General features: G+C 33.1%; 21 protein-coding genes, 1 tRNA gene and 1 pseudogene. 2 read left to right on the top strand and 21 right to left on the bottom strand.

Annotated features, from left to right (window positions below; genetic code table 11):
• Positions 1-2 precede the first annotated feature (2 nt).
• The 17 genes and pseudogenes from C8J95_RS17255 to C8J95_RS17185 all read right to left on the bottom strand — a co-directional run bounded on the left by C8J95_RS17255 (position 3) and on the right by C8J95_RS17185 (position 18,101).
• Complete coding sequence (locus C8J95_RS17255; protein ID WP_107809952.1) at positions 3-1,613, bottom strand: hypothetical protein; 1,611 nt, start codon at positions 1,611-1,613, stop codon at positions 3-5.
• 13 nt (positions 1,614-1,626) lie between these two features.
• The gene (locus tag C8J95_RS17250) at positions 1,627-1,836 is read right to left on the bottom strand and encodes a hypothetical protein (protein WP_107809984.1); all 210 of its coding nucleotides are present in this window, start codon (positions 1,834-1,836) and stop codon (positions 1,627-1,629) included.
• Positions 1,837-2,515: 679 nt separating this feature from the next.
• Positions 2,516-4,264: a hypothetical protein gene (locus C8J95_RS17245; RefSeq protein WP_107809951.1), complete on the bottom strand. Its 1,749-nt coding sequence runs from the start codon at positions 4,262-4,264 to the stop codon at positions 2,516-2,518.
• Between the two features lie 33 nt (positions 4,265-4,297).
• Positions 4,298-4,507, bottom strand: coding sequence for a hypothetical protein (locus C8J95_RS17240; RefSeq protein WP_107809950.1), 210 nt, complete (start codon positions 4,505-4,507; stop codon positions 4,298-4,300).
• Between the two features lie 132 nt (positions 4,508-4,639).
• Positions 4,640-5,194 carry a hypothetical protein gene (locus C8J95_RS18615; RefSeq protein WP_146165470.1) on the bottom strand — a complete coding sequence of 185 codons (555 nt, stop codon included), beginning with the start codon at positions 5,192-5,194 and terminating at the stop codon, positions 4,640-4,642.
• Positions 5,195-6,010: 816 nt separating this feature from the next.
• Positions 6,011-7,465 (bottom strand): hypothetical protein, encoded by a 1,455-nt coding sequence (locus tag C8J95_RS17230; RefSeq protein WP_107809948.1) that lies wholly within the window; start codon positions 7,463-7,465, stop codon positions 6,011-6,013.
• Positions 7,466-8,265: 800 nt separating this feature from the next.
• On the bottom strand, positions 8,266-9,732 hold the full coding sequence (locus tag C8J95_RS19075; RefSeq protein ID WP_255412864.1) for a hypothetical protein: 1,467 nt from the start codon (positions 9,730-9,732) through the stop codon (positions 8,266-8,268).
• A gap of 1,205 nt (positions 9,733-10,937) precedes the next feature.
• Positions 10,938-12,611, bottom strand: a complete 1,674-nt coding sequence (locus tag C8J95_RS17215; protein ID WP_107809946.1) for an FISUMP domain-containing protein — start codon at positions 12,609-12,611, stop codon at positions 10,938-10,940.
• A gap of 43 nt (positions 12,612-12,654) precedes the next feature.
• The gene (locus tag C8J95_RS17210) at positions 12,655-12,858 is read right to left on the bottom strand and encodes a hypothetical protein (protein ID WP_146165469.1); all 204 of its coding nucleotides are present in this window, start codon (positions 12,856-12,858) and stop codon (positions 12,655-12,657) included.
• Positions 12,859-14,021: 1,163 nt separating this feature from the next.
• Positions 14,022-14,762: a prolyl oligopeptidase family serine peptidase gene (locus C8J95_RS17205; RefSeq protein WP_158267964.1), complete on the bottom strand. Its 741-nt coding sequence runs from the start codon at positions 14,760-14,762 to the stop codon at positions 14,022-14,024.
• Positions 14,763-15,676: 914 nt separating this feature from the next.
• Positions 15,677-15,750, bottom strand: a tRNA-Arg gene (locus C8J95_RS17200).
• 105 nt (positions 15,751-15,855) lie between these two features.
• Positions 15,856-15,984: pseudogene (locus C8J95_RS17195) on the bottom strand (GlsB/YeaQ/YmgE family stress response membrane protein); the annotation flags it as partial.
• Between the two features lie 297 nt (positions 15,985-16,281).
• Positions 16,282-16,530, bottom strand: a complete 249-nt coding sequence (locus C8J95_RS19070) for a hypothetical protein (protein ID WP_255412862.1) — start codon at positions 16,528-16,530, stop codon at positions 16,282-16,284.
• A gap of 34 nt (positions 16,531-16,564) precedes the next feature.
• Positions 16,565-16,780 (bottom strand): hypothetical protein, encoded by a 216-nt coding sequence (locus tag C8J95_RS19065; RefSeq protein ID WP_255412861.1) that lies wholly within the window; start codon positions 16,778-16,780, stop codon positions 16,565-16,567.
• 76 nt (positions 16,781-16,856) lie between these two features.
• On the bottom strand, positions 16,857-17,252 hold the full coding sequence (locus tag C8J95_RS19060) for a hypothetical protein (RefSeq protein ID WP_255412860.1): 396 nt from the start codon (positions 17,250-17,252) through the stop codon (positions 16,857-16,859).
• A gap of 26 nt (positions 17,253-17,278) precedes the next feature.
• Complete coding sequence (locus C8J95_RS19055; protein WP_255412859.1) at positions 17,279-17,611, bottom strand: hypothetical protein; 333 nt, start codon at positions 17,609-17,611, stop codon at positions 17,279-17,281.
• A 328-nt stretch (positions 17,612-17,939) separates the two neighbouring features.
• Positions 17,940-18,101 (bottom strand): hypothetical protein, encoded by a 162-nt coding sequence (locus C8J95_RS17185; protein WP_255412858.1) that lies wholly within the window; start codon positions 18,099-18,101, stop codon positions 17,940-17,942.
• 295 nt (positions 18,102-18,396) lie between these two features.
• On the opposite strand from C8J95_RS17185, the gene C8J95_RS17180 reads away from it, so the two are divergent.
• Positions 18,397-19,716 (top strand): aspartate kinase, encoded by a 1,320-nt coding sequence (locus C8J95_RS17180; protein ID WP_107809943.1) that lies wholly within the window; start codon positions 18,397-18,399, stop codon positions 19,714-19,716.
• A gap of 72 nt (positions 19,717-19,788) precedes the next feature.
• Here the strand turns inward: C8J95_RS17180 and C8J95_RS17175 are convergent, their stop codons facing one another.
• The 3 genes from C8J95_RS17175 to C8J95_RS17165 all read right to left on the bottom strand — a co-directional run bounded on the left by C8J95_RS17175 (position 19,789) and on the right by C8J95_RS17165 (position 21,562).
• A complete protein-coding gene (locus tag C8J95_RS17175; RefSeq protein ID WP_107809942.1) occupies positions 19,789-20,142 on the bottom strand; it encodes a cupin domain-containing protein in 354 nt (117 codons plus the stop codon).
• 19 nt (positions 20,143-20,161) lie between these two features.
• Positions 20,162-20,581, bottom strand: coding sequence for a DoxX protein (locus tag C8J95_RS17170; protein ID WP_107809941.1), 420 nt, complete (start codon positions 20,579-20,581; stop codon positions 20,162-20,164).
• Between the two features lie 192 nt (positions 20,582-20,773).
• Entirely contained in the window at positions 20,774-21,562 is a 789-nt protein-coding gene (locus tag C8J95_RS17165; protein WP_107809940.1) for an AraC family transcriptional regulator, read from the bottom strand.
• 243 nt (positions 21,563-21,805) lie between these two features.
• Between C8J95_RS17165 and C8J95_RS17160 the strand changes: the two genes are divergently transcribed.
• Positions 21,806-22,444, top strand: a complete 639-nt coding sequence (locus tag C8J95_RS17160) for an HAD-IA family hydrolase (protein WP_107809939.1) — start codon at positions 21,806-21,808, stop codon at positions 22,442-22,444.
• A 93-nt stretch (positions 22,445-22,537) separates the two neighbouring features.
• On the opposite strand, the gene C8J95_RS17155 is transcribed toward C8J95_RS17160, so the two are convergent.
• Positions 22,538-24,118, bottom strand: a complete 1,581-nt coding sequence (locus C8J95_RS17155; protein ID WP_107809991.1) for a hypothetical protein — start codon at positions 24,116-24,118, stop codon at positions 22,538-22,540.
• Positions 24,119-24,127 lie beyond the last annotated feature (9 nt).

Here is a 24,127-nt window from a genome sequence, read left to right as displayed (position 1 = left end):
TTTTAGTTGACAGAAATACAACGAACGCTAAGTCCATCTGTTCTAGGTTGTCCATTGAAATTTGTATCGGCTGTTACAGTGAATCCAGTAATACTCAACCTCTTAGAATTTATCCCATCCAGTGTTGTTCCACTCCAATAATTAGCCTCTTTTCCACGTGACAAAATAAGTCCGTCAGGGCGGTACCCTGCCGCTGGTAACATAAGACTATTAGGCCTTGATGCCGAGCTAAAGTAATATGCTGAACCATATGTAGTTACATTAAAAACCCAATTTCCTACACGTGCCCCTGTATTTTCATTAATAACTGCAGCCCATTCAGTCTGTGCAGGCAGTCTAAATCCACTCGGACAAGGATCATTAGGTCCTTTAGTAGTATCTCCCCATAAACTATTATCAGTATTCATTGTTGTATTCCAACCACTTACAGATGTCATGGACTGATCATCAGTCTGAGATACATATCTTCCGGCTTCTCCTGTCTGAGCACCCCACTGGTATTTGGCTCCATGTATAGCTGCCGCCGGTGTAAAAGGATCTGCAGCAATTTCTGCCCCCAGATTATGGCACATAAACGTACGCCATACCCCATTGACCATGGCACCACATTTTTCTATATTAATTGTTAAATTACTTTTATAACCTGGTGTAATTTTAAATGTGTTTGCAAGATTTTTAGTTACAGTTGTACTTCCAAGGCTTATATCTGCCGAGAAAGATCCTGTTTTGTTACCACCGGTATCTGCATTGATAAATACAGGCGCAGCAACACTAGTGGTAGGAGAGGTATTGGAAAACTGAAGAGGTACTCCTGCAGTTAAGGTACTTCTTCCCGTCATTACCCCACTGGATAAAGGAATTGTACCATTACTATAATGCGGGGTAAGAACAGCATTTGCAACTGATGCTATATTCCCCATTCCGTTTGAATTTATAATGGTAGTGATCTGAGCAACTTTATGCCTTAATGTAATATTTAAAACATTAGATCCTTTTACAGGAATATAATTGCTTTGATTGTAATACATAAAATCCCGGTTTGCATCATCATAGTTTACCTGTGCATTATTGATACTTGTTTTTTCTCCTGATGTAATAGCTGGTAATGTCATAGTTCCATAAGAGTAAACGACCATGGTATAAGTCGCTCCCACATTCAGCATCATCGGTACAGCCTGTTGCCCTACCGTATAATCCTGAAAAGCCTGAAAAGAACCATCAGCCTGATTATAGGCGATAACACGGAATTGAATACCCGCTCCTAAAGCATTGCCAGGTACAGCAGCTAATGCAGCTTTCCCTACAGAAGCCTGCGTGGAAGATTTTATACTACCTGAAACCGGTGATAATTCTGCAACGATCACTGTACTGGGATCAACCATTACAGTTTGTTTCTGAACAGAAGCTTCAGTAAATGCAACTCCCTTTCCCTCTACAGATGCCTGGGCAGTTGCTGTTCCGCCTGAAAATTCCGTACCTGTCAAATTAAAATTAACAGCAGTAGGAGCACCACTTACCAGATTACTCTCTGTATCAGTACTGCGACATGAAGTTAACAAAAGACCAGTGGTTCCCAACACCAAGTATATACTTGCAATAAATATTTTTTTCATCTTTATTAAAGTTTTAAAATCCAGTATTAATTGTCGTATCATCTGTTCCTTCCCAGTCTGTAGGTACCTGATCAGCTGCACCATTTACCGTAACGGGAGTAACAGAAGCGGATGCGGCAGCAATTCCACTCTCCATTTCTATTCGTATTACATCTATTTCAGGCGAAACATATTTCTTTTTTTCAGTCTGAAATAGAATTTGTTTTTTTTCATCATTTCTCATAATTGTCAATTTATAGTTCATCTTTATGTAAATAATTGCGGAGGGATTTGAAGTAAAGCCATAGGAGATTATATACTCCTTTATAAAGTATACTTGTAGAGCATCTAAAAAATATTTATGTACTTCCCAGAAGTTAAACTTGAAAAAAAGTTTAATGCTGGAAATGAATAAATATTAATTCCGGGCTTTCTTCAAAATTTTGGTTATTTCTTAAGAGTAATTTGTAATCTGTTTTTGATAAAATACCTAACAGATATTTCGGAGCCTTTGCACTTTTTTATGTTGCAAAAATTAATTTTCATCTTTTTGTGTTGTTTTATTTTAACGCTGCAAATATCAAAAAAAAAGGCATAAAACACACAATACTAACACCATACACGGACCCTACATCATAATAACGCTCTTTTCAGGCTCACTTTCACACAATATTTTTATATTTTTCAATAGAATATATATGAACCATCCTTTGATACTTATATTATAGGTCTATAATTACACCCTAAAATTTAATTATGTGTTTTTTTTACTTGTTAAAATGGATAGCCATGACAAAAAAAAGCGGACAACAAAAACAATTGTGTTGCCCGCCTATAAAAACAAATGATAATAATTTTTTCTATTTGATCAGATTTAAGTATTTCTGTCAAAAATAATACCTCTTATTTCTTTTATTTTATTTTTAAGTATTAGATGCTTGTACCGATCTTACACAACGAACCATACGCCCATCAGATTTCGCTCCGGATCTGATATCTGCAGTACTCCAGTTTGCAAGGATAAGAAGCCGGGTATAATTCATGTACCAATAGTTCGCATTACTGGCATTAACTTGCGTAGAAGACCAGTAATAACCAGATCCGGATCCTAAAGCCCCCCCAAGAAGTCCACCAGGTGAATCGGAGATTACCGTGTTACCAAATATTGATTTTGTTCTGTAGCCATAAAATGCGACAAATAAATTTTGAGAATTTACCGGATAGGAAGTATTAAGACTGTTTCCTGCATCCAGATTATACACGGCACTAAATGTTGCGCCTAAAAATAAACCATAGTTTTCCTTTTTATCATCAGGTTGTCCAAGGCTGCTGAATTCTGCACTTGTTGGCATTCTCCATTCGCCCGCCGGGTAAACTTTGGAACAAGGGTCAACATTATCCGATGAAGCCCCTGTAGGTGTAGCAGACATCCAATTCCAGTATTCGGTATTCATATCCGGCTGTGAATATTCGTTATCTACTCTAAATCTGTAAGCATCACTTTGCGATGATGAATAGAGTAAGTTCGTGCGTCCCCATAATAGTCCTTTAACTCTTATTCCGGATTCTATTAAACGGGCATTCAGCGAATAATTATTTCCCAATGCCGGAGTCAGGGCTGTGTTATTATACGGGATAATACTATTGCTAAAACTTCTTGTACTACTATTATCCATCGTAATATCCAGCTGATTTAACCTGAATCTGAGATTATTCACGGGAATATTTGTCGTTCTTACGGTATAAAATACAGCTGTTTTTGTTGCACCTGCTGCACCACCGGCTCCGGCTTTATTTGTCATACTGCTTCCGGTAATTGGGCTAATATTTTGCAGATTTGAGTACTGACCCGTAAATATATTAAGATCACCAGTTTGAATAATACTGGTAAAACCACTTCCTGTACCTGTACCCAATTCTACTGAAGTTGTATTATTGATTGTACCAAACATACCTCTGGTATCCAGATCCAGTGCAATTCGTGCAGTATTGCGTTTGAATACAACATTAAGATAGTTTTGTCCATACTGTGTGTCAATAATCCCCTGACTGTATAATACATCTTTGTTGGAAAGATTATTTCCACTAACGACACCTTGTGCATTAATATCCGGAACCGAATTTTCATTGGTTGAGAAAGCATACCATTGATATCTTTTACCGGCATCTACTTTGATATTTGGATTAGTGCCCGACAAAGCCGGTGTATTTGATATTAATTGAGTCCCTGTAGCATCATAAATAAGTATACGATACTGAATTCCAGATGCAACAGGTGATTGAGTTAACGCGGCTATAGGTAGCAAATTAGAAGGCTGATAAGCCATTGCATTTGCATTGTTTTCAACCCTCATTCCTCCTTCCGCACTTACAAGTGCATCGAAATTTCCTACAGAAACCATTTTTTCCTTGGCAATAATAGTTTTACCTGTAAGGGTATTTGATTTTTCCGTATTAAGAGAAGCACTGGCAAGAGGTATTACATTATTGTCTTCTGCTATTCCTTCAATATTAACAATCAGCATCGTACCTTCAGGAATTATACTATTTTTAGAATTCGTAGTGGGGTCTTCATCTCTGGAAGAGCAAGAAATAATACTTATAAAAATAGTACAGACCAGTAATAAAGATCTTGTTGACTTTATTACATTAGTAGATAAAATGATATTCATCTTTGTATATTTAATGTGATTATTTTTAAAAATCTATAGATCAAAATCTTTATTTCCAAGGCTTCCGCCATCATTCCAGTCTTCAACCTTGGGAGTGCCTGGTGAATTAATATCACCAGGGTTCAGACTTGCAGATTGAGCTGCAATCCCATTTTCCATTTCCACCCATAATAATTTTATTAAAGGTTTTACGTATTCTTTTTTTATTTGAAGAATAGGTTCTGTTTTCTTATCATCTAACATAACCAATAGTTTTAAAGTTGTTTATTTTATACGCTTGATAATTATTTGGATTCATTAAAAAAAAATGAAATACTGTAACTATTCCATCAATTAAGGATATTATAAAATAATGTTATACATCTTCTTAGACTTCTATAATGATAATGCTTGAAATTGTTGTAACTTCTGAAACCTTCTCATTTTTCTCAAAACCCATGACAATAACATAGAACTTACACCAAGGCAGATAAATGTGAGCAGTACTAAAAAAGTACTGTTCAAATTAAGAATGATAAAAAAGGAAAGGAGCCCCCCCATACTTCCCATTAACATCAGTTTTTTCCAACCCCTGGCTCTTACTTCTCTTATATCCACAGCTATTCCTACTAAAAGTATAAAACGGAAAAGCAAAACGAACCCCATTACAAATGGTATATAAGAATCCTCTGCATGCACTATAAAATAACCTCCCATTAAAAGGATCATCACCCCATAAGCAACATACCAACTCCACAAATTAATGATGCTACGATTAATCAAAGAAAATGTAATGAGTAACAATGCAGAGGATACAATGCTCAAACTGAACATTATCTTAGATATTGCTGGAACAAATAAAATGATAAACCCAACAAATAAAGATAATATGCCACTTATAAGAGGGAAATAACATCCCTTAATAGAAATAGCAAAATTATTAATTAACATAATTTTATTTTGTTAAAAAATTATCCCTGTTAATGATTTCATCAAGTATGATTTTCTTAAATTATTATAATCACAAACAGGGATAGAATTATAAAATGTCTACTGATATCTAATTAAATGTGTATTCTGAAAAAACCGGACGATTTATACCAATCTGATGAACCGTCCGGAAAGCCAGTAAGGCTTATTTCACAAACAAATAACAACTAACGATGAGTCCTATGGGCATTGTCTAACCTGTAATCTAGAAGCCCAATGGATGTTATCTAAACTTGCTGTTTTTTTATGGTAAATACCAAGGTCGTTGGACTCTGGAATTTTCTATGGTTTTGATATAACCTTACACTATACAAATACTACAGAACTTGACTCTGGCCTTAGTACTTTTGGGTATTACGAAATTTTAAATTTTTCATCTCTTTGTGTTTTTTTAATTTGATTTGCAAATATTGGACAAAATAATCCAATTCACCTAAAAACAACACCCTACACGAGCCCTACATTGCTATTTAGACTTTTTCACAGCATTTCAACCCTTACAAATCGCTTTATAAATGAGACATCATGAACAATCATTAAAGCTATTTAAAATTTCATTATTCCGATTAGCTGAATCATGATCCTCAATTAATTTTTTCCAAAGACTAAAAGCTAAGTAATATACTAATGCTTAAATTCTAACTGAGATTATCCAGCTACTTTAATTACACATAACTGCTATACACCAAAGCTTCCCTGTATAGAGAAACAAACAAGATTTTTGTATTTCATGATAAGGGAAGACTAAAAAAATACAGAATTAGATAAAAGAGAAAATTAAAGGCCAGAAAAAAATTGATAAAGATCTGCATCACTAGGAATTGCGAACTTTTTTCTAATTCTTCTTTTTCGTTGTTGTACAGAAGCATGTTGTACAAAAGTATAATTGGCAATTTCTTTAGAAGTAAAATTCAGTTTGATCATTGCACAGAAAGTCATTTCTGAAGTCTCGAGTTCAGGGCTCAGGGATTTTAGTTTCTGAATAAATTCCGGATATAGCTCCTGAAATCTTGATAAAAACATTGAATCATTGGTTTTCGCCAATTCAATTACCTCATTAAATAGATTATTTTCTATTTGCTCCTTTAACTTATTGGTCTTAATATGTAATACTTGTTTTTTAAATTTCAAATGCCTGATTTTAATATAAGTAAACACTACCAGCCCCACAACTCCTGCTACTAAAAAACCTATAAACAACCACATTTTTCTTCTTTCTGCTCTTTCACTGTTTTGAATATCAGTGATAAATTTTTCAGTGGCGAGATTAACGACTTCTTTTTGTTGTTTATAAAAATGCTCATTAGTATCCCGATATAAAGATTTGTAATGGCTCTCCCTTTCCTTATCACCTGCTTTCTTATACATATCTGCCATAATATCATACATAACCATATCAAAGAACGGGCTGTAAACAGTTTTCACTTCTGAATTTATTTTCAAAGCTTTTAAATACAATGTTTCAGCTTCTGGGTAATTTTGGACCACATTATAATAATTGCCGGAAAAAAAATAAACAACGGCTCCCGTGGTACTATGAATAATCTCTTTTTCTTTTAACATGCTCTGATGCGACTGCTTAAGATAATAAAAAGCAGAATCCAGTTTATTAACCTGAATATATACATTAGTGAGCCACCCTTCTGTATAAGCCTGTTTTTTTATTTTTTCAGCCTTATGAAAATTTTTTAATGCCTCCTTGTAATTAGTAGCTTCGAACAAAATTTCACCTCTTTGGATATAAAACTCGGAGAGATATTCTTCTTTTATCTTATCATTATCAACCTCTTCAATAGCCTGTAATGCCAGAGTATTATAATTAAGAGCACTGTTATAAAGCTGAAGAAAAAAGTTGAGATCAGCATAACCATGATTCAACAATGCAATATGAAGTTTATTGTTAGACTGCTTAAGAATTTCTTTAGCCTTTTCTAACAAAAATAAAGCTTGTTTGGAATTACCAGATGCACTATTGATAAATGATAAGTTGATGTAGCAGAGGGCTTTTCCGTCTTCATATTTTTTTTTCTGAGCTTCCTTATAATATTTGGTATTCAACACTGTAAAATCCCTGTAATCACCGGATAAGCGAATTTTATTATTTTGCTCCAATAGTGGAATATCAAAGCTTTTAAGATACTTGTCCTGGGAGGAAGGCTCACAGGAAAAAAACAGAAATACAACGAATATCATTGTAAAACCTTTCAAGTTTAGCATTTTAACACCTGACATATCTACAATTAATTATTGCTTATTGATAACATAAATTTAATACAAATAAATTGTAAATACCAGCAAAATAATAACAATTAACTATTATTAAAAAATGATTAAATAAAATATACTAAAATTGCAAACTACAAAAATCTGATACAGATTCACATCACTTGGAATATTAATTATTTTATGATTCTTCCTTTCCATTGCTGTATAAAAGCATGTTGGGTATCCATGATATTTGCAATTTCTATAGAAGTAAAATTCAGCCAGATGCTAATTTCCGAGACTTCCAAACTAGGATTAAGTATTTTTAATTTTGAATAAACTCAGGATTTAATTCCTGAAATCATAGTAAAACTCAGGATCAAAAGCTTTAGCCAGCCAGCTGTTTTGTTAAACAAATTCCTGCTCACACGCTCTGTTAATTTGGTTCTGTGGGTTTGTAATGACTGTTTTTTTATCTTAGGCCTCTTATTTTCAGATATTAATCCCACAACCATACTAAGTATAGCAATATAAAGCCAAATTTTTGCTTCTGCCTTTTACTCTCTTTTTGACGTTGTTAAAACTATGCAGCAGCAATATTAACGGTATATTTTCGAGCACTTTACAACTTGTCCATTTCTGCATAATAACAATCCTTGTATTGTTTTTCCTTACTGGATCAGCCGTATTTCTATAAAGATTTATCAACGACTTACACATTCTTGCAATAAAGAAAAATCCGAATATTTCTTTAGTTCTTGAAATAATATTAATAATAACATAAAGAATTTAACAATACAATAACACCTATTTTGAAAAGGGCAAAATTATAAATTGTTAAAAAACTGATATAAATCGACATCACTTGGAATATTAAGTTTTTTCCTGATCCGTCTTTTGCGCTGTTGTACAGAAGCATGTTGTATATAAGTATAGGTTGCAATTTCTTTTGAAGTAAAATTTAATCTGATCATGGCACAAAAAGCAATCTCAGAATATTCAATTTCCGGATTTATTTTTTTTAAACTGGGGGTAAAATCGGGATATACTTCTTCAAATTTAACTAAAAATGCAGAGTCATTTTTTTTCGCGAGCTCAATAATTTCAATAAATCTATTTTGGTCCATTTGCCGTTCCAAATTTTGTGTCCTATGCTGCAGAAGCATTTTTTTCCTCTTTAAATTCCTTATTTTTTTAAAGGTATAAATATTTATAATCAGCGTAATAACAACTAGTAATCCGGCAAACCAGTACATTTTATATTTCTCATACTGTTCACTTTCTTTAGCCTCAGAAATAAACTCTTCAGTAGCCAGATTAATCGCTCCCTTTTGTTTTTCGTAAAAATGTTCTTTATTATAACTATATAGCGTTCTGTAAAAATGTTCTTTTTCCGGATTAACAGCTTTATGATACACCTCCGCCATAGCCTTATAAACCTCCATACTAAAATATGGCTTGTAAATATTTCTTGTCATAGCATTGATTTCCAACCCTTTTATATAAGCATTCTCTGCATCTTTGTAATGCCCAATCAAGCTATAATAATTACCGGAAAAAAAATAGATCACACTACCAAGGATATTATAATGGGTTATTTTTTCTCTTCCCATCATATAATGTGCTTGTTTTAAATAATATAAGGCAGAATCCCGTTTATTAATTTTCACATAAGAATTTACAAGCCACCCCGCCGTATAGGCCTGCTTTTTTATTTTTAAGGCTTTATGGAAATTAGACAAAGCTTTATTATAGTCAGGGCTTTCAAATAAAACCTGTCCTCTTTTAATATAAAATTGAGAAAGGTACTCTCTCTTTATATTGTTATTATTTATTTTTTCGAGAGCAGAAAATGCACGGGTATTATAACTCAGCGCATTATTGTAAAGGCCCAGAAAATAATTAAGATCACTGTACCCATCATACAACCAGGCTTTATGCAGGTTATTTTTAGATTTATTAACAATTTTGTCCGCCTTTTCCAATAAAAATAATGCTTGCCTGTAATTACCAACTACACTATTTACAAATGCCAGATTAATATAGCAAATGGCCTTGCCGTCCTCATAACCTTTCTTATGAGCACTTTTATAATATCTTAAATTGAGTTCAGTAATGCTTTTATAATCCCCAGACAAACGTATTTGCTCATTTTGTTTGATAAGAGGGTAATCAAAAGTCTTGAAAGATTCTTCTTCAGAAACAGAATGACATGAAAATAGTAAAAGTATACTAATTATAGGTACAATATATTTTATAATAATTATCCAAATATTAAATATGTTGGGCATCATTTTTCAATAAAAAGAATTAAAATTTACAGCTTTGTTTGTAATTGTAATAGTTATACAGGTATGTAAATAATTGACTGTAAAATGACCATTGAGTTTAAAAAATAGAATTATCAAATTATCAACCCTGAAAGCGTTCATTAATAATAAAAACATCTATTTTTTCTTAAGAAAACCTCAATTACACCATATATCCGTATACAGGAGAATTACCAAAGCGTAGTAGCTTAGTTGGCTCATATAATCCGGATACTTGTTTATGCAGTGCAAGTACAAATAAAACTTACGATCCTGATATCACCAATAGTTGAAATTGGTTTACAAAATCCTTTTGGATATCGGATTTTGTTTACTGTTTTCTTGATTATTGCAAGTAGCCAATTTTACGGATGCAAAATATGAAATGTAATCATCTTTACCTGTTTCGACAAGGATTGTTTCCACTTTAGGTGCGAGATATACTTTTTTCCTTTTCAATAAGTCTGTGTTTTGCTTTAGTTTCATCATGTTGTGTTGTTTCTTAATGTTATATTTTAAAGTTTCAAACCCATATACTACTTGAATACTTAATTATAATAGCCGCAAAAATCAATAATATATTTGAAACATATGCAAAACCATACACCATACATAGACCCTACATTACTGACAGTCAATGAATTAAAAAATAACGAGGGAAATATCCTATACCTTATATAAGGATAGGCATAGAGAAATAAAACAAATCTTACTTTAAGATACAAACTTGTTATTAGCAAAGGGCTGGTACTTGTAAGAAAAAGTAAAAAACTTTTAGAAAACCATTATTATTATAACAAGCCCAAATAAATGCAGGTAATTATCACACCAATTAATTACCTGCCAAAACACTTAAGTTTTAGTTTATACAAACAAATAAAATATGATGATTATATTATAGTGGCTTTTTCTTTTTACAAACATCAATTATACAATACAAAATTGTATAAACTAAATTGATCTAAGGCAAAGATAGCACCCTACTTAAATCTTATCTAGCTTAAATTATAATGAACAAAAAAAGACAGGAGTGCTACATTGACACTTTTTTTTTCATATGATAAGCTGATAGAGCACTAACCACAAAATAACCTTATATCTAAATTCCTAGAAATACTGATTCTTTTCCAACCTATAATTTCTGTTGTATAAAAACATATTCAACAGAAATTATAGGTTGATAGTTTCGATTAAACAGCAATACAACGAATCGATTCCCCCCAAGATTTATATGCATCTGAATATAAAACTACCTGCCCTGCATAAATACTCATCTCATAATTCGCTGTACTTGTTCTGTAATATCCACCTTCACCCCGAATCTTATATGAAGAATCAAAAAGTGAACCTGCATAGGCATCACGGAATCCAGCTGCGGGAAAAGTCAAATGAACATTTTTATTTCGTTTACTTACAAATACTTTTGCTGCTGAAAAATTGGTCTCTCCTTTACTCCATATCCCTACATTTCCTTGTACAGTAGAAGCTATAAGTGCATCATATTCTGTTTTAGTCGGAATACGAAAACCATTAGGACACGGGTCATTAGCCATTACCTTTACAGGAGAAGTTTCTGTTCCACTATTCCATGCATTGTTAGCTTTCCACGGATACCCTGTTCCTCTCCACCCAGAAATAGCTTCTGATGCTGTATAGGCATTGGCTACTTCTTGGATTTCTCCCCATTGGTAGTAATTTCCATGAAGTCCCTGAACTGAAGGATCTTGATCCGGATTAAGATTGGTATCTGCTCCAAGATTGTGACGCATCCATATTTCTCCATTAATACGAACGGCCTTCTGCCCCATATAATCAAGGTAGGTATCTGTGGGCACAATGTTTAATGTTACATTATACTTTACACCAGGGGTGATCATTAATTTATTTGCAAATGCAGTGAGTTTAGTGCGCACTATACTCCCAATAGTTATAGAATTTATGACAAGAGAGCCTGTAGAAGTATTTCCGTTTATAATTGTTGGATTACTAACAATAGTAGACAAATTAAGTGTCTGAAAAATAATATTAGAACGCCCCACAGTACCAGTACGTGTTATAGCTGCATCCTCAAGTTTTATACCAGCTGTAGGAAAATGGGAATCATAGGAAAGATCTGTGGCACTAACATTATATCCACTTAGGGAAGCATCAATATGTGTAATAATCTGACTGAATTTATGATTAAATACCACATTTAGATAGTTAGGCTGATTACCAACCAACTGCATCTCTTTCTTGAAATACATAAAGTCCGAAATCCCACTTAGTCCTGAAATAATCGAAGTAGAAAGAGTTTTATTCTGAGAGTTCGTGAATGTAACGACCGGAAGGGTCGCTGGGCTGTTAACAGAATACACAACAAATGTATAATTGTTTCCTCCGTCCAGATTAAGAGCCTGTGTACTGCTTTCCTGACCGTATATATAATTTCTCTCTGTAATATATTCTCCTGTTGCTTTATATACTATTAGCTTATATCTGATTCCTAAGGGGATAGTACTTACATCAGTATCAGCCTGCACCGAACTTATATTTGATAATGATACAGTAGCTTTTTGAACGGGTAAGACATCAGATGATACTCTAGCAATTAGCGTAAAATCATCATTAAATGGAATTTCATCTTGAAAAATCAGTAATGAAGAATCCGGCTTAACTACTGAAACTGCCGCTTGATTCTCTATATTTTGTACACGATCAAACATCTCGCCTTGCACATTTATTTTAACCACTGCATTAGTATTATCTGTATTAGAGTGATCAGTATCGGTACTACGACATGAAATTAACATAAAAAATACAAATAGCAATGTAGCACTCTCTCTTATAATGGGGTCTATAATTGTAAAAATTCTTTTTAACATCTTAATCCTATTTGTTAATTAAAAATATTAGTCTTTACTTATTTTACCAGCTAAGATCATCAGTCATATCAGTGCCTGTGTTCCATTCACCGGTTATCTGGCTATTAACATCTGTTGTAATAATAACTGCAGAAGCTGCTAAAAAGCTTCCCTCCATTTCTATAAAACTAAGACTTATTAGAGGTGGCATATAATCTTTTTTCTCATGCAACTTCTTTGTTGTTTGTTTTTTGTTATTATCTTCCATATTAATCATTTGTGAAATTTATTCTGTTTAAATAATAAAGCCTAAAGCTGATACAAACTATAAGGCAAAGCTCAATACTTATTTCGAGACAATAATAAAATTAGCATCATACATAGATGCTACAACTCAACAATAATTTGATTAGCAACAGATTATCTAATCTGTTAGGCATTTAGGGAAAAATTAAATAGAAGCAGCTTTAGTAAAAATTCTAATAAAACCAATGGCCACCTTTCATGAATATTACGGTAAATTAACAGAAGTAAAGAAAAAATATTTAAAAAAAATTAAAGCTATCCTAAGTCAGGTGCACAAATCAATGCATCTAAAAGAAATAACGTCAAATACATCTCGAGAGTCTGACAGTAGAACTGCTGTATGAAAATACAATTACTTGTATACCTTTGAGTGAAAACCTTACACTCTCATTATCTAAATCGATATCTCTAATTATCTTTATGGTAGACTATCTATAGAATTAATTTATGAATGAGAATAGTTGATAGCAATCTCATAAGACTTTTCCATACCCATTATCAATGGATTTATTTAACTTAAACTATTTAAAATATAGACAAGTATAGCGTCCATGATTAGCTTATTCCCGAAAAAACCGGTCGATTTAATATTGGGCATAAAATCGACCGGAAAGTCATAAAGACTTATTTTACAAAAAAATAAATACAAAGATGAAAGCTTATTATACACTTTCACACTTATGTATTTCTATTTTAACTATAAAAAATCAATTATTTACGGGACATTTTAGAATTTTGTTTATTTTATAGTAATTCATTGTTTATTCTTGACAACCAACACACATAAACACTTCTTATATTTATTACTAATTGCTTTGCAAAATTGAATAATTTTAATATTAATTACAAAAATAAAAATCCTACATATACCCGACATCTCATTAAAATTAAAAAACTTTCACCTATAACACTCGTGAAAAGACCCTTTAGTACAAACTCCAGTATCTTCATTGGACCATGTGAGACCATTAGATCAATTGAAAAACATTTTACACCAACCAAATATAAATAGTGCTAAAGTCAATAAATCCACAGTATAATTCAATACTCATATAAGAAGGACAACTATTACAATAAAAAAATATATGAAAATAAAAACAGAGGGAAATCTATCAATAAACCCAATTAATTTACACCATATTCTTTAAGCCATCTAACTATATCAGCAAATATAGACTGCTTATCTTTTGTACGTTTTAAAGGATTATGTCTTGCTCCAGAAACTACGATCAATTTATTTTGGACATTTATTGTTTTAAGTTCATTTTCGAGGGTATAAGCCTGTTCAATGGGAACAATATTATCCTTATCCCCATGAACAATCATAATAGGAATTTGTCTTACAAATTTTGCGGGACTGCTCATTATATAAGCTTCCGGTATTTCGTTTCCAGGTTTCCAGACGACTTTGTTTTCTGACATTTTATTCAGGGTTTTAAAGAGGAGACCTCCAAAAAGATTAGCCCTTATTTTCTCCAAGGTTTGTATATTTGTAAAATCTGTAGGGCCACATATGTCTACTATGCTTTTAATCTGAGGATTTCTTGTATAGGCATACATCATTGAAACATGCGCACCTGAACTACCTCCTAAAATTGAAAAACCTTCGTTTCTGATATTCCATTCTTTAGAGTGGGATGCAAGATATTTTACAACATTCTCTATATCATCTAAAAGCTCAGGAAGATGAGTATCTGTAGAGTTTGCATAACGGTAATTTAGATTCGCTACCGCAATCCCCTGTGAAAGAAGATATTTAGAAAGCTCTGTCAATTGTCTTTTATCTCCCGTTGTCCATGCTCCTCCGTGGATACTAATCAAAAATGCGGTTTGGATACTTCTGTTAGCAGGGAGATAAACATCCATAACATTTCTTTTATATAGGCCATATTTTACATTGAGGAGTGCTTCTTCATGTTTACTATCATATATTTTTTTTGTACTCTTAGTACCTATATTTTGCGTCGAACAATTTACAGCTACTAGCCCAATCGACAGAATTATAATTTTAAAATATTTCATTCCAGTTAGTTTCTTATTTATTTTAAATGAATATTCCTTATTGCTCTTAAGACATTTATTTATACATGATATATAGAATGATGGAGAATTGTTTTTGATTGTATAAATAACATACTTTACTAATTATTTCTTAAGATAAAGATTCTTTCTCCAAAAATTTAAAACTGTAGGTAATTGGCATCGAAATGCTTTTGAAGCTTCTTTCATTCCATACTTTTGCAATACTCCATAATGTCCCTCATACCTATCCGAAATTTTTAAATATCTTTTAATTAATTTGCAAATATTAAGAGTTCAGTACCCACTCATTTACCGGGTCTCTTAATTACAGTGATTTTATGTTATAATCAAATCTAATTTAAAGGCTAAGTTTATGGAGTAAAAGTAATAAGCTTTCTCCTTTATCTTCTGTAAAATGTGATTAAACAATATACTACATGTACCCTACATTCATCAAACTAGTATTGCAGCTATATGATTTTGTAATGATATTTTGTGCATTTTTATTGCTTTAAACCAATTATAAAATCTGGTTGAGATTAGAAAGCATCTATATAAAGTATATATTATTAAAATTTTAAATAAAAATATTTTGAATTATCATAATAATAAGACGCTAGAAACAATCTCTTTATTAAAAAAGGTGATTTAATTACAAAAATAGGGAATGAAAAATTGATATGACAGAAAGAGTGAAAGCAATTAAATCCGATGAAAAAATAAAAAAGCGAAAACTAATTTAGTTTTCGCTTATCGAGTGAGCGTGGGAGGAGTCGAACCCCCAACCTTTAGAGCCGTAATCTAACGCTCTATCCAATTGAGCTACACACCCGTTTAAAGGTTTGCAAATATAGTGCTTTTTTTATAGATATTCAATAAGTAATTTATCAGAGAGACATATACAAGGGTAAATCATATGCAGTGATTTAAGAACCTATCCAACAACTGCGTCAATAATACCGATAATAATTGTTGAAATCCAGCCTCCTGGGTCTGGTTCTGAGTGAATAGCTTTCGCAATTGTTCTTGTAATTAATCCGAATATAATCCACGTTAGTATGCCCATAATTTATAATTTTTAAGTGTTAATAATTTGGTATTCGTTGCTTTTAAACTCACAAACACAATGCTAACATCCTATTTCCACTACTATTTGGATAATTTACTAACTTAGTATTTACAATATGTTTATGATATCCTTCCTTTAGTATAAACAGAAATAGTATTCATTTTTTGCAAAGTATTTTTAGATCTAAAACTAATCTTATCTAAAGTCATAACAATGTATATCGGCTCTGTAAATAAAGAGCGAGTGTAAGAAATCTCTTACACTCGTTTATTATAATTAGCAACCTTAATTAAATTATGGACATGGTACAATTTTTCGCCCTTCTCCATAACCGACTAACAGGGTTAATCTTGTAACCTTCATTGTAGCTATTACATCGCTAGTTGTATCAAACTTCCAGGTAATCCTATTAAACTGAGTTCCGCCAAAAAGCTCTAATAATTCCAATCGACTGGATAAATTCCTCCTTCCCATAATAGATACAGACCCATCTAGGCCTATTTTATTCTGATACAGTTGTCTTAGGATTTGTTGTAGAACCATTTATATTATAGATCTGTGAATTTCCCGAAGATTCTCATAGAGTTTTATCCGATTCAAAACGAATATTCTGAGGTAGTCCACTAATCCCGGACTCAAACTGAATTTCCTGATTTGCCAGATCTACACCATTGATGTTTAGATTAAATGAATTATCGAGCTCGTAAACTTCAAACGTAAAACCAGCGTTTGCTGGCAGAAAAGTAAAGCCTTGTGATATTCTGTCTTTACTAGAAGTCGCAGGTTCATACATGCTGAAATCATATGAGGGTGTAGAGATAGCTGTACAAGCAAATTTTAAATAAGATTATACCTAACCTCCGGGCTAATTACAAGATTTGGACCTGATATATTTGTTTCACTTTCGTTCCAACTGTCAAAGAACTAAAAGTTAAAGTAGCCATATCACTTGCTGCAGCACCTGGATTTGCCATTAAGAATGGCTTACTTCTCCATATAGGATTTGAAGTAGAATTTTCGGTGAAATCCAGCGACTTGGTTACTCCAGCCGTCCTATAGGTAATAACACCAGTAAAAAGTTTTATACTATTTCCTGTGGCATGCTGATTGGTGATAACAGGTGTATCAATTGCTTTAATACCATTTCCAGAAGCAACAGCCGTTGCATCAACAACCGTTGTAATCTGACTAAACTTATGTTTTAATATAACACTTAAAAGGTTATTACCTTTTCCAACCCTAACATTATCAGCTCTGAAATACATCAAATCATCATTACCTGAAACAGGTGTTAAAATTGCCGAAGAAAGGCTACGGTAATATCCGCAGGTGCTGTTGATGAATTATAAGACAGAACAACAAAATCATATTTGTGAACCATTTCTGTGTCACCATCTAAGCTCATCGAAGTACCATCATCCGGAGTAGAGTTTCCGACAGCATCTATTGTATAGACTTTAGTAGCAGCTTTACTACCATCACTTCTTCTGTAAGCTATAACGCTATACTTTACATTAAATCCCTTTAAAGGGTTAGTATCTGCTATTGTATTTTTTACATTAGTTTGTTTGGCTAATGAAGAAACAGGAGTAAGGGTAGCTATAAAAGGTTGATCATCACTCATAAATCTCACCTCCTGTTCTTTGCCGCTGTAAATTGCACTTTCATGGTTAAGGGATGCCGATGGTTCAATAGTTTCTGTTGTAAAGTTGCTTTCAGAAAGCTTGAAATTTAAAACTGCTGAACCATTGGTAATTAAATTATCTCCGGGATTATCTGCTATATTATCCGTACTTCTGCATGAAGCTACCAGAAATAAATATGATAATCCAACAATTGTAGTTGTTTTTTGAAATTTCTCATTTGTTTGTGAATTAATAGAATTACATCATATATTGAAATTTAATTACCATTCAATAGTACGATTATCATTCGGGTCTTTTTATTACAGTTTATCCAGTCGTATATAAATAATCACCTTTTTCTAACTCTACGCCTGTAATAGTAGCTTTACCTTCCATTATAAAAAGTTCATCGACTGTAGGATGATTGCGATGTGGATAACTTGTTTCCTGCTCAAACTTTAAAAGGATTGTTGTAGAGCGATTTTTCATCTATTTACAGATAACAGAATTTGTGTAGTAAACTTATATCTATCACCTATGGCAATTGTAAAATCAGTTGGTTAATTTCTATGAGACACATAATGCGCGAATCAAAAAAAAAGCTATATTTGCCAATACAAAAAATAAGAAATGATATTGTCTAACTTAAAAAAGGGAAAGAAACAGAACTTGCGTAGAACTTCGTGAGTCATTTTCCTTTGGTTAGAATTGAAATATATAAGGAGCTTGTCATCACGACAAGCTCTTTTTTTTGCTTATAATCATTAACAATTTAAATATATTTATGAAAGTATTAAAATTTGGAGGAACATCAGTAGGAAGCCCGGAAAGAATTGAACAACTATTACCTATTATCAGATCTCAGGCTGCAGATAAACATCTGGTTGTATTGTCTGCCGTTTCCGGAACCACAAACGATCTCGTTACATTATCCGAGCTATATGCCAAAAAAGAAGACAAAGTTGCTCAAAAACATATTGATATACTTTACGATAAATATAAAAAATTTGTAAAAGAACTATTCAAAACAGAGTCAGGAGTTTTAGAAGCATTGGCTTTTATCGATAATGTGTTTCAGTTATTGTATAGGTTTGACAGTGCAAATTTCACTACTAAAGAAGAGCGTATTATCTTAGCTCAGGGTGAGATTATTTCCACAACTATATTTCATCTGCATCTAAAAGAAAAAGGTATTTCTTCAGTATTATTATCAGCATTAGACTTTATGCTTATTGATAAAGAAAGTGAACCTGATATAGAATACATAAGAGAACATGCCACTACTGAAATGGCAAAATTCCCTGATGAAAAATTATTTATAACCCAAGGATATATTTGCCGAAATGCACAAGGTGAAATTGATAATTTGAGAAGAGGAGGCTCAGACTATACAGCATCCTTATTAGGAGCTGCGTTACAGGTGGAAGAAATTCAGATTTGGACAGATATTGACGGGTTTCATAATAATGATCCCCGCTATGTACCAAACACTAAACCTATTGCCCATCTAAATTTTGATGAAGCTGCCGAACTGTCTTATTTCGGAGCAAAGATTCTGCACCCTCAAAGTGTCTTTCCGGCAAGAAAATATAATGTACCCGTTCGGTTATTGGACACCATGAATCTCAGTGCATCGGGAACATTGATTTCGGGAGAGACAAAAAATCTAAATCAAATTGTAGCTATTGCTGCCAAAGATAATATTACTGCAATTCGTATTCAGTCTTCCAGAATGTTAATGGCTTATGGATTTTTGAGGAAAATTTTTGAAGTTTTTGAAACCCATAAAACTCCAATTGATATGATTACTACCTCTGAGGTAGCAGTTTCTCTGACGATCGACCAGACTGAGTTTCTTTCAGATATAATAAAAAAATTAGAAACTTTCGGAACTGTAGACACTGATTATGATCAATCTATCATTTGTATTGTTGGTGATTTCAAAAAAAACAATCATGGACTGGCAACTATAGTTTCTGAAGCTGTAAAGCATATTCCGGTACGAATGATTTCTTATGGTGGGAGTGAAAATAATATTTCATTATTAGTTCCGACAAGTTATAAAATTGAAGCACTAAGATCACTGCACAACAGATTATTCTAAGAATAAATCGGCAACAATAAAGCCCGTGATCAAATTATTATCACGGGCTTTTATCATAAATAGATAATCGGATTAAAGAATCTCCACTTCTTCCGGAACTATAAACATAATCATACATCCATTCTCTGATTTTACAGAATGCTTGAAATTAGACGGCGTATACAAATAATCACCTTTTTCCAACTCTGCTCCTGCAATAGTAGCTTTTCCCTCCATTATAAAGAGTTCTTCACCTGCAGGATGATTGTGATAGGGATAACTTGCTCCCGGCTCAAATTTTAAAAGGATTGTTGTAGAGCGGTTTTTCTCAGGATCAAATTTTAAGGATTTCACAAAAATACCTTCATAATGAATTCCTTTTTCAATTAAAGGGTGCCAGTCTTTTTTTTCTGTCTTTACAATGTAGTCATAGATGTTTGTGTTCATGATATTGAATGTTAAATTGTTATTGATGTAAAAGCTGATCCAAGGACCATAAATAATGAGAAAAAGTACTCAGCAAGAATGCCCCGGCACTGAATACAAAAACAGAATAGTCCAATGGCTCTTTACAACCAAAGGAAATACTCATTGCAATGCCAAATAGAATAGTGAGAACTGCAGCACATAAAGCAGTTTTATGTACCCGATAACCTATGAGAAGTAAGATCCCAATGGAAGATTCTGCAAGGGTACATAGTACTGAAAGACATGGAATCCACGAATGAGGTAAAAACGAATTTACTTCAGCCGTATACTGGACAAATTTGTTCCATCCCGAAGACTGTGCTCCCCAAAGGTTTAATCTGCTTGATACAGCGGATAAAAATCCCACTGCCAGTGCTATTCTCAGTAGAAAAACAGCGATATCTTGTCTCACTTTCATAAGAGTAATTTTTAGTTCTTAATGACAGGTACAAAGTTCTGGGAAAGTGTATTCCTAAAGAATAGACAATTCTTAGAAAAGCATATAATATTTGAAGATGATGCGAATTTTTGTAATAAGAATATATCCACCGGATCTGTATAAACACCGGAAAGAAGTAGATATAAGGTTTAGTTACATCTATTCCATAGGTTAATTCCGGATTGCCTTTTGATAGTCTTTTGGAGAAAGGGAAGTATGCTTCTTGAAGAAATTAGAGAAATAAAAAGGATCATTAAAACCAAGCTGATAAGCAATTTCCTTTACGCTCAATTTTTCATACAGTAACAATCTTTTTGCTTCAGAAATAATGAGACTGTAAATTACATTTTGAGCTGTTTTATTGGTATGAAGCTTTGAAACTTCATTCAATTTAGCTTCTGTAGTACCCAGAAGATCTGCAAATCGGGAGACAGGATAGTTTTCAGAAAAATGATTTCGGACACTTTCCAGGAAATTCAAAAACAAAGCATCGGGTTTCCATATTTCACCTCCATTAGCAATTTTGCTCCGGTTAATTTCCACCAATAAAAGTTCGACCATAGAATGAGTAGAAATAAGGTACTGATAAGGTTTTTCATCTAATTCTTTTTCAATCAGGCTAAGTGTTTCAGTGAAAAATACAGGATGATGAATACTGATGACTTCATTCATTCCAAAATGACAGAAAAGTCCATTATGGAAAATCAGCTCAATATCGCTGTCGCTTTTAGAGAAAAAATCCAAAGTAAATTCAAGAGCCATAAGTTCTCCTTCTACAGAGATTAACTGATGAAACTGTCCGGAAGTTATGGTAACCAATTGTGAAGCTTTCAGTATAAAAATATTTTCATCAATCAGGATTTCTGCACTTCCCTCTTTACACCAAAACAAGGTATACTTCACGACCCGTCTTGGCTCAGGATGTCCTGCCTGATGAAAATATCTTATTATTTCAATCATTTATTAACCTTATTAAAATGGGAACTTCTGATATTATTTAGTCTTAATTCACTAAAAACTAAATTACAAAAAATGGCAATTTAAAACACATATTTCGTACTGAATCTAAGAATTGTTGTTGTTGTTGTTGTTGTCGCTTCATATTAAGCATTTGTCAGCTATTTTCTTATATCAAGTCATTATCTTTGTGATAGCTATTACAACTTTATTCGCTAAATCATATAATTAAAAAGATTCTCCGTGATGAACAAATACAACGCTTATATTTTTGATTTCGATTATACCCTGGCTGATTCTTCCAAAGGGATTATTATGTGTTTTCGTTATGTTTTGGAAAACCATGGATATCATGATGTAAGTGATCATCAAATAAAACTCACGATCGGAAAAACATTAGAAGAATCTTTTAGTATACTGACAAGCATTACAGATAAAGAAACACTTACTTCATACACAAAAGAATATGTAAAAAAGGCCGATGACTGGATGACAGCCAATACTGTACTTTTTCCAGAAACTTTATCTGTTTTGAATACATTAAAGGAGCGTGGCGCTAAAATAGGCATTGTATCTACGAAGTATCGTTATCGTATCATGGAATTTGTAGATAAAGAGTTCTCAAAGGGATTCTTTGACATTATTATAGGAGCTGAAGATGTGACTGCACATAAACCGGATCCTGCCGGATTGGTTTTAGCAATCAATAGCCTACAATCAGATTTGGAAAAGTGTTTATATATAGGTGACAGCATCATCGATGCAAAAACGGCACAGGCAATTGGGGTCGATTTTTACGGAGCTCTAAACGGCATCACTACAAGAGAAGAACTTCTTGTCTATCCATATGTTAAAATCTCCGATAATCTAAGTGATTTAATCTAAGATTCATAACTGTACAAAATCAAAAAATCGAATATCAGGTAGTAATTATATCTGATATTCGATTTTTATCTATCATTAACTATTTATAAACAACTATGGACACGGAACAACCTTCCGTCCTTCTCCATAACCAACTAACTGTGTTAATCTGGTAACCTTCATTGTTGCAACAACATCATTAGTTGTATCAGATTTCCAGGTAATCCTGTTGAACTGAGCGCCACCAAATAGCTCTAAAAGCTCCAATGGGCTGGACAAGTTTCTTCTTCCCATCATCGATACAGATCCATCTGGTCCTATTTTTATTCTGACAACTGCTGTCTTAGGATTTGTTGTAGATCCATTTATATTATATATCTGTGAATTTCCGGATGCCCCCCATAAAGTTTTATCCGATTTAAAACGAATATTCTGAGGTAAGCCACTAATTCCCGATTCAAACTGAATCTCCTGATTCGCCAAATCTACACCATTAATTTTAAGATTAAAGGAATTATCCAATTCGTAAACCTCAAAAGTAAAACCTGCATTTGCTGCCGGAAAGGCAAAACCCTGCGAAATTCTATCTTTAGTAGATGTAGCAGGTTCATACATATTGAAATCATATGACGGCGTAGAAATAGCTGTACAAGCAAATTTTAAATTAAGATTATACCTAACTTCCGGGCTAATGACAAGATTAGGAACCGATATATTTGTTTTCACCTTTGTACCAACTGTCATAGAGTTAAACGTTAAAGTAGCCATATCGCTTGCTGCAATCCCTGGATTAGCAATCAACAGAGGTTTACTCGTCCATATAGGATTTGTAGTAGGGTTCCCACTAAAATCCACTGCTTTAGAACTCCCCGTTGCTCCGTAGGTAACAACCCCATCGGATAGCTTTATACTATTTCCTGTGGCACGCTGATTAGTCACAATCGGAGTATCAATTACTTTAATTCCATTTCCAGACGCAACATCCGAGGCATCAACAATGGTTGTAATCTGACTGAATTTATGCTTTAAAACAACACTTAGAAGATTATCTCCTTTTGTAACTCTTATATTATTAGCTCTGAAATACATCAAATCATTATTTCCGGAAACAGGAGTTAAAACAGCAGATGAAAGATTGCCTGAAATATCTGCCGGAGCCGTTGAAGAATTATAGGACAATACTACAAAATCATATTTGTTAACTGTTTCTGTATCACCATCCAGTGTCATTGCAATGCCATCGTCGGGAGTAGAGTTCCCGGCAGCATCTATTGTATATACTTTGGTAGCAGCTTTGGTTCCATCAGTTCTTCTGTAGGCAATAACTCTATATTTTACATTAGGGCCTTTTAATGGATTATTTACAACATCAGCCAAAGTGTTTTTTATACCAGCTTGTTTAGATATAGAGGAAACAGGAGTAAGCGTAGCAATAAAAGGTTGATCATCACTCATGAATTTTATCTCCTGTACCTTTATTGTTGAAAGAGACACCTTATGTTGAAGAGAAGCCGTTGGGTCAATAGTCTCGGTTGTATAATCATCTTCGGAAAGATTGAATTTTAAAGCAGCAGAACCATTGGTAATTAAATTATCTCTGGGATTATCCAATATATTATCAGTACTTCTGCATGAAGTTACCAAAAATAAATATGATAGCCCTACAATTGTAGTAGTTCGTTTGAAATTTCTCATTTGTTTGTG

The organism is Elizabethkingia sp. YR214, from assembly GCF_003058195.1.
Classification (GTDB): domain Bacteria; phylum Bacteroidota; class Bacteroidia; order Flavobacteriales; family Weeksellaceae; genus Elizabethkingia.
This window is presented reverse-complemented; position numbering and strand designations above follow the sequence as displayed.